Here is a 1,801-nt window from a genome sequence, read left to right on the forward strand (position 1 = left end):
TTGGCATCCGGAGCAGGCGATCGACGCGCGCGTCGCCCTCGCCGCTTCCACCGACGGGACCGGCGCCGAGGTGCGCCGGGGCAGGGTCGCCGACCTCGCCGTCGTCGAGCGCGATCCGCTCGCGGCATCCGTCGACGAACTGAGGGGGATGCCGGTGGCGCTCACGTTGCTCGGCGGACGCGTCACGCACGACGCGCTCTGAGACGCGGGCGGCCGCGATCGCGACTCCGGTGCGCCCCCGCTCCGACGGGGGCGAACCCCCGTGCGGTTCGGGGTGGCCGTCGGCTGTGGCGGGCGCATCGGGCTCGCGAGGCTTGAGGCATGATCCGGCTCATCCGCCGACCCGATGGCGACGCGGATCCGGACACGCCGAACACCCACACCGGCACGCGGCGACACGCGGGCCAGGGGACGACGGGACAGTCCGCCGTCGTCGAACCGTGTCGGCGTGCGACGATGACCGAGGAGACGAACGACCATGACCACGCTCACCGACCCCGCACCGACCGGCTCGGGCACGCCGGCGGCGACGACGGAATCCGCCCCGCGACGCCGCGGCTACGGCGCGCTCTGGGCGAGCCTGCCGCGCGAACTCGGCTACGTGCTCCTCGGGCTCCCGATCGCGCTCGTCGCGTTCGTCACCCTCGTGACGCTGTTCTCGACGGGCGTGAGCCTGCTCGTCGTCGTCGTCGGGCTCGTCATCGTCGTCGCGTCGCTCTACACCGCCCGCGGGTTCGGCACCTTCGAACTGGTGCGGTTGCGCTGGGCGGGCCGGCCGGCCATCCGGAGGCCGCAGTGGGATGCCGCGGCGCCCGTCGGCGAGGGTCCGTGGCGGGCGTTCTTCGCGCCGTTCGTCGACGGCCACTACTGGCTCTACCTGCTGCACGGCATGGTGGTCGCGCCGATCGTGTCGCTGTTCACCTGGACCGTGACCGTCGTCTGGGCCTCGATCGCACTCGGCGGCCTGACGTACTGGATCTGGGCGATCTTCCTGCCGCAGGACTCGCGCGACACCTTGCCGGTCGAATGGCTCCTCGACCGGGTCTGGCCGGGCGGATCCGCGGCACTCGCCCTGGACCCGCTCGCGGTCGAGGCCGTCGCGCAGTTCGTGCTCGGCGCCGTGTTCCTCCTGACGCTGCCGCTCATCACCGCCGGCTTCACGCTGATGCACGACGGGATCGGACGCGGCATGCTCGGCGCCTGGCGCTCGGAGGCGCTCGAACGCCAGGTCCAGCACCTGGCGGCGTCGCGCGGCGCGGCCGTGCAGGCGGAGGACGCCGCGCTGCGACGGCTCGAGCGCGACATCCACGACGGCCCGCAGCAGCGCCTCGTGCGCCTGCAGATGGACCTCGCGGCCATCGAGCGCAAGCTCGACGCCGACCCCGAGGCGGCCAAGGGGCTGCTCACCGAGGCACGCGACCAGGCGCGCGACACCCTCGACGAACTCCGGGCGCTCTCGCGCGGGTTCGCGCCGCCGCTGCTCCAGGACCGCGGGCTCGCCAGCGCGCTGGAGTCCCTCGCTGCGCGGAGCCCCGTGCCCGTCGAGCTCGAGTGGATGCTCCCGACGGATGCCGCCCTGCCTGCCGCCATCGAGCGGAACGCGTACTTCATCGCCGCCGAGCTGCTGACCAACGCGGCCAAGCACTCGGGTGCGAGCGCCATCCGCCTGCGCCTCGCCCAGCGCGACACCGGAGCGACCGGCCTCTGGCTCGACCTCTGGGTGACCGACAACGGCCGCGGTGGCGCGGCGGCGAAGCCGGGCCACGGGCTCGCGGGCCTCGACGAGCGCGTGCGCGGCCTC

1 protein-coding gene and 1 pseudogene are annotated in these 1,801 nt (G+C 74.1%); both read left to right on the forward strand.

Annotated features, from left to right (window positions below; genetic code table 11):
* Positions 1–202, forward strand: a pseudogene (locus ESO86_RS19310) (amidohydrolase); the annotation flags it as partial.
* 276 nt (positions 203–478) lie between these two features.
* On the forward strand, positions 479–1,801 hold a 1,323-nt coding region (locus ESO86_RS16275; RefSeq protein WP_165308108.1), incomplete at its 3' end, for a sensor histidine kinase.

It is taken from the genome of Agromyces binzhouensis (assembly GCF_004135055.1).
Taxonomy (GTDB): Bacteria; Actinomycetota; Actinomycetes; order Actinomycetales; family Microbacteriaceae; genus Agromyces; species Agromyces binzhouensis.